Consider the following 14,312-nt stretch of genomic DNA (forward strand, 5'->3'; position numbering starts at 1 on the left):
GTGAACGCGGGCCAATATATCTCTGGGGCGGGCCATCTGGGCCTCATCGCCTATATGCTTTTCGGGGGGCTGTTCTTGCGCCCCGAGAGACCGGAGGACGTGTCCGTGCAAGAGGTCGCGCTGATTTCCGAGTCCGAATTCGCCGCCATGGTCGAGCGCAGCACGGCGCCCGAAAATTTCGACAATGCGCCGCAATTGCAGGCCCCCCGGACCGAGGCTGCGCCCGACGTGAGCCCGACCGAAGAAGCCTCGCCCGAAAGCACGCCACCTGTGACGCCGCCGCCCGATGCGCCGGACGCGCCGCCCGAGCCGCAAACCAGCGTGACGCCGCCCGTCGAGGTGACGCCAACCCCGCCCATGCCGCAAGCCGAGCCGGAGATTTCTCTCGAAGACCCCGGCGCGAATATGCCCGACATCCCGGATCAGCGCCCGACGCCGCGCCCGGTGCCGCGCATTTCCGATCAGGTGGTGACCGCGCCCGAGCCGCAGCCGGAGATTTCCGAAGCGCCGGTCGAAGCCGCAAATCAGGACAGCGAAAGCCCCGAGGTGGTCGAGGAACCGGTCGAAGAGGCAGCCCCCCAGGAAACCACGACAGAGATCGTGACGGAGGCTGAAAGGCCTTCGGGCATGACCTCGTCGCCGCGTCCGAAATCGCGTCCGGCCAATCTGGCCGCACAGGCAGAGGCCGCGCGTGAGCCGGAACCGCAACAACAGTCGCAAGAACAACCCCGAGAGCAGCCGCAACAGGCGCAGCAGGACAATTCCGATGCTGTGGCCGAAGCCGCCGCTGCGGCGGCTGCCGCCTTGGCCGCCGAAAGCGCCACGCCTGCCGCGCCCGAGCGCCCGACCGGTCCGCCGCTCACCTCTGGCGAGCGCGAAGGCATGCGGGTCGCCGTGTCGCAATGTTGGAACGTCGGCGCCATGTCGACCGAGGCGATGCGGACCACGATCACGGTCGGCGTCCAGATGAACGAAGATGGCACGCCGCAAAACGGCTCCATCAAGCTTTTGTCCCATTCGGGCGGCTCGGAGGCGGGCGCGAGCGCCGCTTTTGAGGTGGCTCGACGGGCGATTATCCGCTGTGGAGCAAGCGGTTTTCCGTTGCCGGTGGAAAAATACGCGCATTGGCGCAATATCGAAATGACGTTCGACCCCGAACAGATGAGGTACAAATGAAACGCCTAAAGACACTGGGCCTGACGACACTTGCCTGTGCTTTTGCCTGCGCGCTCTCTTTCGGAGCCGCGCCGATGCAGGCACAGGACCCGGGTCCCCTGAAACTCGACATCACCCGTGGTGTGATCGAGCCGCTGCCGCTCGCGCTGCCGGATTTCATCGCCGAGACACCGCAAGCCGCAGAATATGCACAACAAATCTCTGAAGTGATCGCCGCCGATCTGGTTGGCACTGGATTGTTCCGGGAAATCCCGTCCTCGGCGCATATCTCGCAGGTCACCAATTTCAGCGCGCCCGTGTCCTATGCGGATTGGAAAGCGATCAATGCGCAGGGCCTCGTGACGGGCGCTGTCGGCATGGATGCCTCGGGCAACCTGTCGGTGAAATTCCGCGTCTTCGACATCTACGCCGAAGCGCCTTTGGGATCGGGTCTGCAACTGGGCGGCTCGACCACCAGTTGGCGCCGGATCGCGCATAAGGTGGCCGATGTGGTCTACAGCCGGATCACCGGCGAGGGCGGGTATTTCGACAGCCGTGTGGTGTTCGTCTCCGAGAGCGGGCCGAAAAACGACCGTCTGAAACGCCTGGGCGTGATGGATTACGATGGCGCAGGGCTTCAGTATCTGACCGACGATAATTTCATCGTGTTTGCGCCGCGCTTTTCTCCCACTGGCGACCGGGTGCTCTATACGTCCTATGAAAACGGCACGCCGCAGATCATGATGCTCGATGTCGGCACGGTGACGCGCACGCGTCTGCCTGTGCCTGCCGAGGCCGTGACCTTTGCGCCGCGTTTCTCGCCGGATGGCCAGTCCATCGTCTATTCCATGTCCACCGGCACCAACACCGATCTCTACCGCATGGACATTGCGACCGGGCAGAATGTGCGCCTGACCAGCACGCCCGCGATCGAGACAGCGCCGTCGTTTTCGCCCGACGGTTCGCAGATTGTCTTTGAATCCGACCGCTCCGGCACGCAGCAGCTCTACATCATGCCCGCAAATGGCGGCGAAGCACGGCGGATTTCGGCGGGCAAGGGGCGCTATGGCACGCCGGTCTGGTCGCCGCGTGGCGATCTGATCGCCTTCACGAAACAAAACCAAGGCCGCTTCCACATCGGCGTGATGCGCACCGACGGCTCCGAAGAGCGTCTGTTGACCGCCTCTTTCCTCGATGAAGGTCCGAGCTGGGCCCCCAACGGTCGCGTGATCATGTTCACCCGTGAAAGCCAAGGGGCCTCGGGCGCCAGTGCGCTCTACTCGGTGGATATTTCTGGCCGCAATCTCAAACGTGTACCGACCAATGCGGGGGCCTCTGACGCCGCTTGGTCGCCGCTTTTGAAATGATCCAGTTGAAATAATCGTGTCACCCTCCCCAAGTCGCGGGGAGGGTGTTATAGTCGCTGCGAAGAGCAGTTTCGAGTTTCCGCAAAGGAAGATCCTCATGACCAAAATTCTCACCTCCCGCACCTCGCGTGCCGTCCTTTTGATCGCAGCTTTGGGCCTGTCTGCCTGTACCAACCCCGGCCGGTTCGGCGCGGGCGGTGCCGGGGCGAATGGCGCGGGTGCCGGTGCCAATGGCGCGCTGGCCGGTTCGGCCTCTGATCCGACCTCGGTCGCCTATTTCAACCAGACCATCGGTGATCGTGTGCTGTTCGCGGTGGACCAATCCACGCTGTCCGATGAGGCGCGCACCGTTCTGGCCGGTCAGGCCAACTGGCTGACCCAAAACGCGGGCTACACCGCGATCATCGAAGGCCACGCGGATGAGCAGGGCACACGCGATTACAACTTTGCGCTTTCCGCCCGTCGAGCAGCCTCCGTGCAGGAATATCTGATCAACCAGGGTGTGAACCCTTCGCGTCTCAAGACCATTCCCTACGGCAAGGAACGTCCGCTCGCGATCTGTTCCGACGAGTCCTGCTATAGCCAGAACCGCCGCGCGGTGACCGTGCTGGCCGCTGGCGCGGGCATGTAAGGGCCGCTCACGATGAAAGCGCTTTTCCTCTCCGCCGCGCTGAGTGCTTTGACGCTCGGCACCCCGATCTTCGCCCAGGACGCGCAGACGCTGGCCGATATTCGTCAGGAAGCCGCCGTGCTTTCTGTCGAGATCAACACGCTCAAGCGCGAGCTGTCCACCACCGGCGCCCCCAACACGCAGTTTGCGGGAGCGGGGACGCAGGAGCGGGTCGATTTGATGGAAGCGGCGCTGGCCAATTTGACGGCCAAGATCGAAGCGCTGGAATTCCGCATCGACCGGGTGGTGAGCGATGGCACGAACCAGTTGGACGACCTGAACTTCCGGCTCTGCGAGCTGGAAGCGGGCTGTGACATCGGCAACCTGCCGCCGCTGAAACCCATCGGCGGTGAAGCGGGGGCCACGGATGTCGTCGTGCCGACACCGGGGAATCAGCCGCCGATGGACGGGGGCGGTGATCTGGCGCTTTCTGAACAAAGCGATTTCGATGCGGCGATGGCGTTGTTCACCAACGGCAAATACCCGGAGGCCGCGACCGCTTTCGGCAACTTCGCCCAGACCTACACCGGCGGCTATCTGACCGGCGAGGCGCATTTCATGCGCGGCGAAGCCCTGTCGGCTTCGGGCCAAACGGCGGATGCGGCGCGGGCCTATCTCGACAGTTTCTCCGGCAGCCCCGAAGGCGACCGGGCGCCAGATGCCTTGCTGCGTCTGGCAGGCGCTCTGAGCGATTTGGGGCAGACCGACAAAGGCTGTGTCATGTTCGGCGAAGTCATCGCGCGCTTCCCCGGTTCGCAAGCCGCAAGCCAAGCCCAAACCGACGCGTCCCTGCGTGGGTGCTCACTGTAAGGGGCTGATCATGGAGGAAAAAGCGGCGAACCGGGCGATGCTTCGGCATTTCGTGGCCACCGCGTTTTCTTTCGATAAGCCGGACCATCTGGCCGTCGCCGTCTCTGGTGGCGGGGACAGTCTGGCGTTGTTGCATCTTATGGCGGAATGGGCGGCGGAAGAGCGGGTCAAACTTGAGGCCGTCACCGTCAACCACGGGCTGCGTCCCGAGGCCGCTCATGAGGCGCAATTCGTCGCCGAAGTTTCCGAGCGCCTTAAAGTCAAACACACCACGCTGAATTGGTCCGGCTATAAAGGCACAGGCAATCTTCAGGACGCGGCGCGGCGGGCGCGCTATCGCCTGATGGCCGAATGGGCCAAGCCTCGCGGCATTTCCACCATCGCGCTGGCGCATACCGCCGACGATCAGGCGGAGACGTTTTTCATGCGTTTGGCGCGGGCCTCCGGCATCGACGGATTGACCGGGATGCAGCGGCGGCGGGTGTCCGATGGCATCACTTGGGTGCGGCCCCTGTTGATGCAGGAGCGCTTTGAGTTGCGGCAATATCTACGTGAATTGCGCGCGCCGTGGATCGACGATCCGTCGAATGACGACGAGGCGTTTGAGCGCGTCAAAGCACGCCGCGCGATGGAAGAACTCACCAAACTGGGCATCGACGTGCATGTGGTGGGCCGGGTGATGGATCATCTGGGGCAGGTGCGTTCGGCGCTGGATTTCGCCACGCATGATCACGCGCTCGATTGCGTCTTTGAGGAGCATGGCGATCTGATCATCGATCGTCGCCGGTTTGCCGAAGGCTCGCCCGAAGTGAATCGCCGTCTGGTGGCCGCCGCCCTGCGGTGGATTGCCTCGGCGGAGTATGGCCCAAGGGGGATGAAGCTTCAGGAGTTTCTTTCCGCCATGATGCGCGGGCGTGATGCAACACTGCATGGCGTGCGACTTTTGGGGGGCAAGGACAGTTTTCGTCTGACCCGTGAGCATGCCGCCGTGGCGGGTGCCGTGGCTTTGACGGGCGCGGTCTGGGACGGGCGATGGGTGGTGGAAGGCTTTGAAAACAAGGACTTCATTGTCCGCGCCTTGGGCGAAGACGGGCTTTTGCAGCTGGGCGAACGGCCCAAAGATGCCCCGCCGCGCGAAACATTGGGGGCCTCTCCGGCGGTGTTCGACGGCAACACGTTGATCTCGGCGCCGCTTGCCGGCCATGGCGCCGCGCGGGCGCGGTTAATCCACCCGGAAGGTGGTTTCTATACATCGCTTTTATCGCATTGAACTTGGGGCTGGGATGCCTATTTTAAGGGGTAAGCTTCGCGCCCGTGATATGCATCATGGGTGCGACCCCAGATTATTTCGAGGAGATCCCCTTGGGCAACGCACGCAATCTCGCCTTCTGGCTCGTGCTTTTGATGCTCGTCCTGGCCCTGTTTCAGGTGCTGGGCGGCAATCAGAACACCATGTCGTCAGAAGTCGTACCCTATTCCGAATTCATGTCGAAAGTGGATGACGGCACCGTCACCTCCGTCGATATTGATGGTGAGCGGGTGTATTTCACCGGTGCTGACAACCGGCGCAAATACACGATCAACCCGGGCGACGACAGTCTCGTGTCCCAGCTTTTGGAAGAGGGCGTGCAAGTCAAAGGCGAGCCGCAGGAAGAAAGCGGCATCATGCCGTTCGTTCTGTCCTTCCTGCCGATCTTCCTGATCATCGGTGTGTGGATTTATTTCATGAACCGGATGCAGGGCGGGGGTAAAGGCGGCGCGATGGGCTTTGGCAAATCGCGTGCGAAACTTCTGACCGAAAAACAAGGCCGCGTGACCTTTGACGATGTCGCGGGCATCGATGAGGCCAAGGAAGAGCTTGAAGAGATCGTCGAATTCCTGCGCAACCCGCAGAAGTTCTCCGCGCTTGGCGGCAAGATCCCGAAGGGTGCTTTGCTGGTCGGTCCTCCGGGCACGGGTAAGACGCTTTTGGCGCGCGCCATCGCGGGTGAAGCGGGTGTGCCGTTCTTCACCATTTCCGGCTCTGACTTTGTCGAGATGTTCGTGGGGGTCGGTGCAAGCCGCGTGCGCGACATGTTCGAACAGGCCAAAAAGAACGCGCCCTGTATCCTCTTCATCGACGAGATCGACGCCGTGGGGCGTGCTCGTGGGGCCGGTTACGGCGGCGGCAACGACGAGCGCGAACAGACGCTCAACCAATTGCTCGTTGAGATGGACGGCTTTGAAGCCAACGAAGGCATCATCATCGTGGCCGCGACCAACCGTCGTGACGTGTTGGACCCCGCGCTTCTGCGTCCGGGCCGTTTCGACCGTCAGGTCACCGTGCCGAACCCGGACATCAAAGGCCGCGAGAAAATCCTCAACGTCCACGCGCGCAAAGTGCCGCTGGGTCCGAACGTCGATCTGCGCGTGATCGCGCGCGGGACGCCGGGCTTCTCTGGTGCGGATCTGGCGAACCTCGTGAACGAAGCCGCTCTGATGGCTGCGCGGATCGGGCGTCGTCAGGTGACGATGGACGATTTCGAACAGGCCAAGGATAAGGTCATGATGGGCGCCGAGCGCCGCTCCATGGTTTTGACCGATGAGCAAAAGGAAAAGACCGCCTATCACGAAGCGGGTCACGCCATCGTCGGGATGAAATTGCCGAAATGCGATCCGGTCTATAAGGCGACGATCATCCCGCGCGGTGGCGCTTTGGGCATGGTGATGAGCCTGCCGGAGATGGACAAACTCCAGATGTTCAAAGACGAGGCGCGTCAGCGCATCGCGATGACCATGGCCGGGAAAGCCGCCGAGATTTTCAAATACGGCGAGGACGAAGTGTCCTCCGGCCCGGTCGGTGACATCCAACAAGCCTCGCAATTGGCGCGCGCCATGGTGATGCGCTACGGCATGTCGGACAAGGTCGGCAACGTCGATTACGCGGAGGCCGCCGAAGGGTACTCCGGCAACACTGCGGGCTTCTCCGTCTCGGCCCACACGAAAGAGCTGATCGAGGAAGAGGTGAAACGCTTCATCGACGAAGGCTATGCCGAGGCTTATCGGATCATTTCCGAGAATGCCGAGGAATTCGAACGTCTGGCTCTGGGGCTTCTGGAATATGAAACTCTGACCGGTGACGAAATCAAACGCGTGATCGCAGGTAACCCGCCGCAGCCCGGCGAAGACGGCGACGGTGGCGCTTCCGGCAAGGGCGAGGATGCGCCTTCTGTGACGGCCATTCCGAAGACCAAGAAAAAGCCGAAAAGCGATGGCGGCATGGAGCCGGAACCCACCGCTTGAACGCGCTGACACATGAGAAAACCGCGTCTCTTTTGAGGCGCGGTTTTGCTTTGCGGCTTTTGACCCTGCCCGCATCTTTTCTGCGCGGCATGCGCGTGATAAAGCCCAAGAAAAAGGACCTCCCCATGCTCAAACTGCCCAAAGAGATTTCCACCATGGCCGATTTGCGGATGCAGATCGACCAGATCGATCGTGACCTTCTGGCGCTTTTAGCGCTGCGTCAGGCGCATGTGGATCGTGCGGCGGAGTTGAAACCGGGGGAGGGGCTTCCGGCGCGCATTGAAGACCGCGTGAAGGATGTTTTGGACAAAGTCGAGGCCTGCGCCGAAGAGACAGGGTTCGAGCCCACTCTGGCGCGTCAGATGTGGGCCTTGATGGTCGATGCCATGATCGCGCGCGAAGAACGCGTGCTCGGTCCGAGCACTTGAACGGCACCGCTTTTTCTTGGTGAAAATACTCAAAAACGCCCCGATGATCGGGGCGTTACTGATTTCTAGCGCCTCGGATCAATGCGCGAATTCGCTTTCTTCGACGAACATGTTGGCCCAGGCTCGGTCCACCAGTTCGGGCGTCATCTGATAGGGGATGTCCTCGAATTCGCAGATCGAGATCATCTGGTCGATCAGAAAGACCGGCTGGTAGTTGGCGTAAACATTGTCGATGGTCGGGTATTTCTCTTTCAACAGATAGACCAAAGAGGCCTCATCCAAGGGCATCTTTTTCTTGCGCGCGACCATGGCGAAAATTTTCAGAAAGCCCGCCTGATCCGGCCCGTCGATCTTGATCTTGTAGAAAATCCGGCGCAGTGCAGCGGTGTCGAAGATCTTGTTCGGGTGGAAGTTGGTCGAGAAAATCACCAGCGTGTCGAAAGGCACTTCGAATTTTTCGCCCGATTGCAGCGCCAGAATATCCTTGCTCTCTTCGAGTGGCACAATCCAGCGGTTCACGAGTTTCTGCGGCGGCTCTTCCTGGCGGCCAAGGTCGTCGACGATGAAAATCCCGCCTGTGGATTTGAGCTGCAACGGCGCCTGATAGGTCCGCGCGGTCGGGTTATAGACCAGATCGAGCATGTCGAGCGACAGTTCCCCCCCGGTGACCACCGAAGGCCGCTCACAGCGCACATAACGCCGGTCAAAGCGGTTCGCGGTCTTGCGCAGCGCGTTCGCATCGTCATCGGCATCTTCGCGTTTTACATGCATCAAGGGGTCATAGACCGTGATCACCGAGCCGTTGTACTCAATCGCGCGCGGCACGTAGATCAGATCGCCCAAGGCATCGCGAATGCCGTTGGAGATCGAGGATTTCCCGTTCCCCGGCGGCCCGTACATCAGGATCGAGCGCCCGGCGCCCACCGCAGGCCCAAGCTGGTCCAACAGATCGGGCGGCAGGATCAGATGCCCCATCGCGCCCAGCAACGCATCGCGCGTCACCTTCATGTTGCGCACGGATTGGCGTTTGACCTGTTCGGCGTATTTCTCAAGCGGGATCGGCATGGCGCCGTAGTATTCTGACTGGCTGAGCGCGTCCAAGGCGCGCGCTTTGCCGGTGTCCGAGAGGCGAAACCCCATCTCTGAGCCCGCGCCCGCGTGCATCGTCCCTGTGGCTTCGACCATGCCCTGTTCGCGGGCTCTGTCGACCAGATCCTGCGTCACGGAGATCGGCAAAGCCAGAACCTGTGATAGGCGCGAGACCTGTTCGAGGTTGGTGCGGAACATCGTTTTCAACACGATGTCGCGCATCATCACGGGCGACAGACCCGTCTCCTCCGCCCGCCGCGGCTGGACCGGCGCGATCACATTGGGGGTGACTTCCATGTTCATGCTCTGCTCTCTCTATGCGCCTTGCGGGCCTCATGGGGCCACGCGGTGTCTCTTTTGCGCGAGTGTACGAATCCCCGGCGCCAAAGCCAAGATTTTCGGCAGGGTTTTCGACGCTGCCTTTGCAAAACCCAGTGTTTGGCCATAATCTTTCGCAAAAATGAACGAAAGCGATCCGCCATCGCTATGAGCAGCTTTTCGGCGGAATTCGGGGTGTGATTGCGGTGTTGAAACACCTTATACCCGGAAGAGAACGCGCGATGCATGAGGCAGGCAGTATGACAAGAATTTCGGCCGGAAAATACGCGGCATTTCTCGCGGTTTTGATCTGTGTGTTCGGGGGTGTCGCTTTGGCGAAGTCCGGGCTCTATCTCGACCGGCACGAAGGCGATGCGGCGCATATGATCGAGATTCTGTTGCGCATGCTGGACGGGCAGGTGCCGCATCTCGATTTCTCCACGCCCATCGGGATTTTGGCCTTTTTGCCGATCCTGGCCTTTGCCAAGGCGGGGCTCGGCATGGGCATGGCCTTTATCGCGGCGCAGGTGCTGATCGCCGTGCTTTTGGCACCGATGGTGCTTTGGGTGGCCGTGTCGCGTCTCAGGGGGCTGTCGGCCTGGGTCTTTGGCGCGGTGATCATGGCGCTGGTTCTGGCGCTTGTGCATGGTGAAAATGTCACCGCGATTTCCGTGTCGATGTATTACAACCGCTGGGCTTGGGCGGCGTCTTTCATCGTGATCTTGCTCGCCGTTCTGCCGCCTCTCGAGGGCCGCAAGGCGCCGCGTCTCGATGGTGTCATCGCCGGGCTGTTGTTGGCGGTTCTGGCCTTGATCAAGCCGACGTATTTCGTGGCCTTCGTCTTGCCCGTGGCGCTCGGGTTCCTCATGCGTGGTGCGATGCGCAGCCTTGTGGCGGGGATCGCGACGGGGCTGGTGGTGGCTGGTGTCATGGTTGCGTTTTACGGCGTCGATTTCTTTCCGGCCTATATCAACGATCTCTTGACCGTCACACGCTCGGGCACGCGCGCCGCGCCGGGGATGTCGCTGATCGAGGTGATGAATGCGCCGCGGTTCCTTATTGGCAGCCTGTGTTTGATCCTCTCGGTGATCGTCCTGCGCCAGTCGGGGCAGGCGATGGCGGGGCTGTTGCTTTTGCTCCTCGCGCCGGGGTTCATCTATGTGACCTATCAGAATTTCGGCAATGATCCGACCTGGCTGATCCTTTTGTGCCTGTTGCTCATGGCGCAGCGGCCCATGCGGGGCCAGCGCGTGCTGTTCAACGCCGATGCGCGCAACGCGGTCTCCGCTCTGGCGCTGGTGGCCTTTGCCCTGATTGCGCCCTCGTTGCAGAACATCGTCACAAGCCCCTTCCGGCTTTTCGCGGTGGAGGCCGACGACTATGTGCCGCAATTTGCGTCGCGCTCCGAGCTTCCGGATATTTTCGTCAAAGCCGACCGCACGAGCATGGTCTTGGGACGCGAAGCGATGGTGGATCGGTATCCGGAGCTTGAACCCTATGTCATTGAAAGCGAACGCTTTGAGGCGGTGACGTTTCTGGGTGAGACCTTGCCGCGCTGTACGCTTCAGGCCGGCGAAGTGGCGCTCCATAGCTATATGGCGGATCGTTTGAAACAGCCGCCGTTCAACTTCCCGCCCGAGAGCGAATTTTTCGTGGCCGATATTGCGTCGGGCATCTGGATTTTGGGCGGCTTCGCGCCGCTCGAAGGCGGCGCGCCATGGTATTATTCCGGCGTGCCGGGGATCGAACATGCCGATGCCATCATCGTCCCGACCTGTCCGATTGATGTCTCGACCCAGCGCCATGCTTTGGAGGCGATTGAGCAGGCCGGGCTGACCCTGCGCCCGCCGCTGCGTGATCCGATGATGCTGGTTTATCCGATTGTGAAGGAGTGAGGGCTTCGCCCTGCCTTCCGCCCAACCTTTAGGGAGTGGCTATCTCTGCTCCTTTGGCGTTTGATCTGGCGTTAAGGTTAATCAGATTAAGGTTAACGCCAGACGAGAGCGTGGGGCGCATATGCGCTTTACTCAGAGCGCCCTGATCACCACCGCCAGTGCCAGATAGGTTACCATCGTGCCCGTTAGGGCCAGACCCATCGGAAATTTCTTGTGCTCCCAGGACACCCAGTCCGGCGTCGCGCGACGAATGGCGGGAATGGCGCGGGCGATGCGATGCGCCACGAAAGCGCCCAAAAGAAAGGCCGCAAACAGCGTCAGGACGGCCCCCACGTCGGAGAAAGGGATGAACATCGACATGGCGACCGCGAATTTGCCGTCGCCTGCGCCGACGCCCAGATAAGCATAGGCGAAAAGCGCCACGACATACATCACCGCCGCATGGGCAAAGCCCCAGAGATATTGATCGAAGGGCAAGAGAAACGGCCCCATGACCACATAGATTGCGGCCAGCGCAAGTACGACCGCATTCGGTAGCTTCATGCGTTTCAGGTCATTGAAGGCCGCGACAAAGGACACCACGGCGACCGGTACGAGAAACCAGAGCGCGGCCTGAGGAGACAGGGAAATCATGGTGTTCCTCAGCCGTTGCTGACGTTGGCCTCAAGCGCACGGAGCGAGCGCACGGCGGCTTCGAAATGCTGCGGATGGGTGTCGATCGCGTCCTTGATCAGACCCTTGCCGATGGCGACATCGCCCGCTTTCACGGCCGCAAGGCCCAGCGTGTACAAAAGCTGCGCGCGTTCGGTCTGGGACATTTCCATCACCGGCAGGTCGTATTTGCCCTGCGCGCCACGGGCCAGAATGAGGTTGTTCTTGGCGGTGAAAAGCGAGGGATCGTAGGTGATCGCCTGCGCGAAAAGCTTTTCAGCCTCTTTATATTCGCCGCGCGTCAGTTTCGAATAGCCCCAGTTGTTCAACACGCCAGAGGGGCGTGTGGTCAGGCCCGCGGCGGTTTGGTAGAAACTGTCGGCGTTTTTCCATTCCTGATTGCTGTCGGCGATCATCGCCTCCAAACGATAGCGTTTGTAGGTCTCATGGGTCGGCGGCACGCTGTCGAGTTCCGCTTCGGCCTGTTTCCATTCGCCGGTGCGAATGAGCGCGTCGGCATAGTCCACACGGTCGTCGTTGGTCGCCTCTTTATGGCCCACCACGGCTTTCCAGGCGGCGACGGCAGCGTCGTTTTGGCCCGCACGGATCAGCGATTGCGCGAGGCCACGACGAAGGTCGATACGGTCCGGGTTTTCGCCCACGGAGCGTGAGAAATATGAGACAGCTTCGGCCGGATCGGCGGCGTTCAGCATGATGTCCGAGAGCCCGGTGCCATCGATGGCGTTCACAGAGGTGTCGGCCCGGCGGACATCTCCACCAAAGGGTTTCTGACATGCCGAAAGGGCGACAGTGCCCATCAGCGCGAGCGTGATCACGGTCTGCTTGCGCAGGGAAATAGGGGTCATGATGTTGGTCATGGGTGCCTGCCACCTCTTGTCTGCTCGGGCGTCTGAGGATTGATCCTCGTGGCTTTGCGCCTTTTGACCCGGTTTGCCTCATCTCTGGTCTCGCCTTGTTTTGACGTCCGGCCCGTTTTCGGGTCTCTGGCCGTCTCAGCGCGCAAGGATAAGATATTCTCCCGTCCCGCGTCGCACCAAGGTGAAATTGCTCTCGTAGGTCTCACTATACTCAGGATTTTCGAGTTTAGCGAGTGCCAAGCGCAAATTCTCGCGAATTTCGGCAGATTGGCCACTGTCGAGGGCAAAGGCGGTGCGGAACACCCGTTCGGCTTCGCCATATTCGTCCTGTTCCATCAGGGTGACGCCAAGGTTGTTCCAGGCGGGCACGAAGGTGTCGTCAAGTTCGATGGCGCGGCGCAGGTCCGCTTCGGCCTGGCCCAATCGCCCGAGCCGGAGCTTGGCCGAACCGATGGCGGAAAGCGTGTCGACGGTCATGCCCTGATGCGCGGCGGCGCGGTAATAGGCCTTGAGCGCCAGCTCATATTCGCCAGCCGCCATCAACCTGTGGCCGACGATCAGCCCGTCGACGGATTGTTCGGAGGCATCGACGCCCACGGGGGCGTAATCCCCGGAATCCCGAAGCGGTTTCAGCCCGCCGTCCTGGCAGGCGGCCAGAAGAGAGAGGCCCATGAGAAAGACGTAAGGCGCGGGCCCGAGGGCCGCGCGCGAAAATCGTGGAGACATGATGTCCCTTGCTGTTGTCTCGCCGGTGAGGCCGATGATCCGAAGATCAGAAGCTGTTCTCACCGAGCATGATGTAGATGTCATACACCGACGGGCCGATCAGAATGATCAGAAGCGGCGGCACGGTCAGCATCATTGTGGCAAGGGTCATCTTGGTAGGCAACTTGTTTGCGGCCTCTTCGGCGCGCATCACGCGTTTATCTCGCATTTCTGCAGCATAAATCCGAAGCGCGTCGGCGATCGAGGTGCCGAATTGCTGCGACTGGATCAGAACGGTGACGAAAGAGGCCACATCGGGCACGCCACAGCGTTCGGCCATGTCCTTGAGCACGATGGATTTGTCCTTGCCGGCCTTGATCTCATAGGAGACGATTTCGAACTCATCGGCCAGCGCCGGAAAGCCGGAGCGGATTTCTTTCGAAACGCGGATAATGGCCTGATCCAGAGATTGCCCGGCCTCGACGCAGACGAGCATCAAATCGAGCGCGTCCGGAAAGCCGTTGATGATCTCTTCCTTGCGGGTCTCGACCCGACGCGTGACCCAGTATTTCGGCAGCATATACCCGATCGTCGCGGGTAGAAGCACGGTCAGGAACAGGGATTTCGGGGTCATTTCCTGTTCGGAGGATTTCATCAGCGCATAGATCAGACCAAACCCCAGCGCACTCAGACCCATCGCGAATTGCGCAAAGTGGAACATGCGCACGGCGTTTTTCGTCCGATACCCCGCCTGAATCATCTTGAGCTGGGCGGCGGAGTATTCTTCTTCGTTCTGGGGCTCGAGGAAGGCGGAATATTTTTCGAGCTTGGCGCCTTTCTTGTTGTCGTAACGCAGCTTGGCTGGGGATTTTCCCTTGGCGGTAGCCTTGGTTGACTGGGTTTGTTCGCGCAGGCGATCCATCGGGTCGCGTTTCTTTTTCAAAAGCACCGGCAGGGTGAAGAGGATCAACACGGCGCCCAATGTGCCCATCAGGATCAGCGGGCCGAAGGGGCCAAGTTGTTCGCCCAGGATGGAAGAAAACAGCTCTTGCATGATCGGTGTC

The 14,312-nt window shown here is 60.9% G+C and carries 13 protein-coding genes; 8 read left to right on the forward strand and 5 right to left on the reverse strand.

Annotated features, from left to right (window positions below; genetic code table 11):
• The 7 genes from ACN0X0_RS15440 (at position 1) to ACN0X0_RS15470 (ending at position 7,712) form a co-directional block, all read left to right on the forward strand.
• Positions 1–1,176 (forward strand): energy transducer TonB, encoded by a 1,176-nt coding sequence (locus ACN0X0_RS15440; protein WP_417279871.1) that lies wholly within the window; start codon positions 1–3, stop codon positions 1,174–1,176.
• Positions 1,173–2,522 (forward strand): Tol-Pal system beta propeller repeat protein TolB, encoded by a 1,350-nt coding sequence (tolB, locus tag ACN0X0_RS15445; RefSeq protein ID WP_417279872.1) that lies wholly within the window; start codon positions 1,173–1,175, stop codon positions 2,520–2,522. Before ACN0X0_RS15440 ends, tolB begins: the two co-directional genes overlap by 4 nt.
• Positions 2,523–2,619: 97 nt before the next feature.
• Positions 2,620–3,153: a peptidoglycan-associated lipoprotein Pal gene (gene pal / locus ACN0X0_RS15450; RefSeq protein WP_417279873.1), complete on the forward strand. Its 534-nt coding sequence runs from the start codon at positions 2,620–2,622 to the stop codon at positions 3,151–3,153.
• Positions 3,154–3,165: 12 nt separating this feature from the next.
• The gene (ybgF, locus tag ACN0X0_RS15455) at positions 3,166–4,002 is read left to right on the forward strand and encodes a tol-pal system protein YbgF (protein WP_226554121.1); all 837 of its coding nucleotides are present in this window, start codon (positions 3,166–3,168) and stop codon (positions 4,000–4,002) included.
• 10 nt (positions 4,003–4,012) lie between these two features.
• Positions 4,013–5,272 carry a tRNA lysidine(34) synthetase TilS gene (tilS, locus tag ACN0X0_RS15460; protein ID WP_417279874.1) on the forward strand — a complete coding sequence of 420 codons (1,260 nt, stop codon included), beginning with the start codon at positions 4,013–4,015 and terminating at the stop codon, positions 5,270–5,272.
• 56 nt (positions 5,273–5,328) lie between these two features.
• On the forward strand, positions 5,329–7,284 hold the full coding sequence (ftsH, locus tag ACN0X0_RS15465) for an ATP-dependent zinc metalloprotease FtsH (protein WP_417261972.1): 1,956 nt from the start codon (positions 5,329–5,331) through the stop codon (positions 7,282–7,284).
• Between the two features lie 125 nt (positions 7,285–7,409).
• Positions 7,410–7,712, forward strand: coding sequence for a chorismate mutase (locus ACN0X0_RS15470; protein ID WP_417279875.1), 303 nt, complete (start codon positions 7,410–7,412; stop codon positions 7,710–7,712).
• 78 nt (positions 7,713–7,790) lie between these two features.
• Here ACN0X0_RS15470 and ACN0X0_RS15475 read toward each other — a convergent pair whose 3' ends face one another.
• Complete coding sequence (locus ACN0X0_RS15475; protein ID WP_226554125.1) at positions 7,791–9,104, reverse strand: ATPase; 1,314 nt, start codon at positions 9,102–9,104, stop codon at positions 7,791–7,793.
• 275 nt (positions 9,105–9,379) lie between these two features.
• Here ACN0X0_RS15475 and ACN0X0_RS15480 point away from each other — a divergent pair, with 275 nt between their 5' ends.
• The gene (locus ACN0X0_RS15480) at positions 9,380–11,014 is read left to right on the forward strand and encodes a hypothetical protein (RefSeq protein WP_417279876.1); all 1,635 of its coding nucleotides are present in this window, start codon (positions 9,380–9,382) and stop codon (positions 11,012–11,014) included.
• 132 nt (positions 11,015–11,146) lie between these two features.
• Here the strand turns inward: ACN0X0_RS15480 and ACN0X0_RS15485 are convergent, their stop codons facing one another.
• The 4 genes from ACN0X0_RS15485 to ACN0X0_RS15500 form a co-directional block, all read right to left on the reverse strand.
• Positions 11,147–11,647 (reverse strand): A24 family peptidase, encoded by a 501-nt coding sequence (locus ACN0X0_RS15485; protein ID WP_417279877.1) that lies wholly within the window; start codon positions 11,645–11,647, stop codon positions 11,147–11,149.
• Between the two features lie 8 nt (positions 11,648–11,655).
• Positions 11,656–12,531 (reverse strand): tetratricopeptide repeat protein, encoded by an 876-nt coding sequence (locus ACN0X0_RS15490; RefSeq protein WP_417279878.1) that lies wholly within the window; start codon positions 12,529–12,531, stop codon positions 11,656–11,658.
• A 147-nt stretch (positions 12,532–12,678) separates the two neighbouring features.
• Positions 12,679–13,269, reverse strand: a complete 591-nt coding sequence (locus ACN0X0_RS15495; RefSeq protein ID WP_417279879.1) for a tetratricopeptide repeat protein — start codon at positions 13,267–13,269, stop codon at positions 12,679–12,681.
• Between the two features lie 46 nt (positions 13,270–13,315).
• On the reverse strand, positions 13,316–14,302 hold the full coding sequence (locus ACN0X0_RS15500) for a type II secretion system F family protein (protein ID WP_226554130.1): 987 nt from the start codon (positions 14,300–14,302) through the stop codon (positions 13,316–13,318).
• Positions 14,303–14,312 lie beyond the last annotated feature (10 nt).

Origin of the sequence: Celeribacter sp., from assembly GCF_048270365.1 — a bacterium.
Classification (GTDB): Bacteria; Pseudomonadota; Alphaproteobacteria; order Rhodobacterales; family Rhodobacteraceae; genus Celeribacter.

What these genes read in the sequence shown, in the direction of transcription:
- tolB (WP_417279872.1), top strand. Translation starts at nt 1,173, where the DNA reads ATGAAACGCCTAAAGACACTGGGCCTGACGACACTTGCCTGTGCTTTT.
- pal (WP_417279873.1), top strand. Translation starts at nt 2,620, where the DNA reads ATGACCAAAATTCTCACCTCCCGCACCTCGCGTGCCGTCCTTTTGATC.
- ybgF (WP_226554121.1), top strand. Translation starts at nt 3,166, where the DNA reads ATGAAAGCGCTTTTCCTCTCCGCCGCGCTGAGTGCTTTGACGCTCGGC.
- tilS (WP_417279874.1), top strand. Translation starts at nt 4,013, where the DNA reads ATGGAGGAAAAAGCGGCGAACCGGGCGATGCTTCGGCATTTCGTGGCC.
- ftsH (WP_417261972.1), top strand. Translation starts at nt 5,329, where the DNA reads ATGGGTGCGACCCCAGATTATTTCGAGGAGATCCCCTTGGGCAACGCA.
- ACN0X0_RS15470 (WP_417279875.1), top strand. Translation starts at nt 7,410, where the DNA reads ATGCTCAAACTGCCCAAAGAGATTTCCACCATGGCCGATTTGCGGATG.
- ACN0X0_RS15475 (WP_226554125.1), bottom strand. Translation starts at nt 9,104, where the DNA reads ATGAACATGGAAGTCACCCCCAATGTGATCGCGCCGGTCCAGCCGCGG.
- ACN0X0_RS15480 (WP_417279876.1), top strand. Translation starts at nt 9,380, where the DNA reads ATGACAAGAATTTCGGCCGGAAAATACGCGGCATTTCTCGCGGTTTTG.
- ACN0X0_RS15485 (WP_417279877.1), bottom strand. Translation starts at nt 11,647, where the DNA reads ATGATTTCCCTGTCTCCTCAGGCCGCGCTCTGGTTTCTCGTACCGGTC.
- ACN0X0_RS15490 (WP_417279878.1), bottom strand. Translation starts at nt 12,531, where the DNA reads ATGACCCCTATTTCCCTGCGCAAGCAGACCGTGATCACGCTCGCGCTG.
- ACN0X0_RS15495 (WP_417279879.1), bottom strand. Translation starts at nt 13,269, where the DNA reads ATGTCTCCACGATTTTCGCGCGCGGCCCTCGGGCCCGCGCCTTACGTC.
- ACN0X0_RS15500 (WP_226554130.1), bottom strand. Translation starts at nt 14,302, where the DNA reads ATGCAAGAGCTGTTTTCTTCCATCCTGGGCGAACAACTTGGCCCCTTC.